This is a genomic window from Myxococcus sp. AM009 (assembly GCF_013372605.1).
In the GTDB taxonomy this organism is placed as follows: Bacteria; Myxococcota; Myxococcia; order Myxococcales; family Myxococcaceae; genus Myxococcus; species Myxococcus vastator.
Genome location: NZ_JABXEP010000362.1, coordinates 1 through 836, shown reverse-complemented (window position 1 = coordinate 836; position 836 = coordinate 1). Strand labels below are relative to the sequence as shown.

The following is an 836-nucleotide window of genomic DNA, read 5'->3' as shown; positions in this document are numbered from 1 at the left end:
GACGCGGTGGCGGTGGCGTTCGAGACGGAGCGGCTGACGTACCGGGAGCTTGAGGCGAGGGCCAACCAGGTGGCGCACCACTTGAGGGCCATGGGGGTGGGGGCGGAGTCGCTGGTGGGCGTGTGCCTGGAGCGCTCGGTGGACGTGGTGGTGGCGCTGCTGGGCGTGCTGAAGGCGGGCGGGGCCTACGTGCCGGTGGACCCGGCGTACCCGAAGGAGCGGCTGGGGTGGATGCTGGAGGACACCGGGGCGTCGGTGCTGCTGACGCACGAGAAGTGGAAGACGGTGCTTCCGGCCAGTGGCGCGAGAGTCGTGTGCCTGGACAGCGCGGCGGCGGAGGTGTCGAAGCAGCCGGTGACGAAGCCGGCGGTGCGAGTGGGGCCGGAGTCGCTGGCGTACGTCATCTTCACGTCGGGAAGCACGGGGCGGCCGAAGGGTGCGATGAATGCGCACGGGGGCGTCGTCAACCGGCTGAAGTGGATGCAGGAGGAGTACGGGCTGAGTGGGGCGGACGTGGTGCTGCAGAAGACGCCCTTCAGCTTCGACGTGTCGGTGTGGGAGTTCTTCTGGCCGCTTTTGGCTGGGGCGAAGCTGGTACTGGCGAGGCCCGGAGGGCACCAGGAGCCGGCGTACCTGGTGAAGCTGATGAAGGCGGAGGGCGTGACGACGGTGCACTTCGTGCCGTCAATGCTGCGCGCCTTCGTGGAGGAGCCAGGGCTGGAGGGGTTGGGAAGCCTGAGGCGGGTGGTGTGCAGCGGCGAGGCGCTGAGCGCGGAGCAGGTGAAGAAGGCGTATGCGCGGCTGCCCGCCCCGGTGCGGGTACACAACCTCTACGG

At 69.6% G+C, this 836-nt stretch carries 1 protein-coding gene; it reads left to right on the top strand.

What is annotated here, in order from left to right; all coding sequences use genetic code 11:
• The coding region (locus HV824_RS35875) for an AMP-binding protein (RefSeq protein ID WP_176425280.1) at positions 1-836 on the top strand (836 nt) is incomplete at both ends.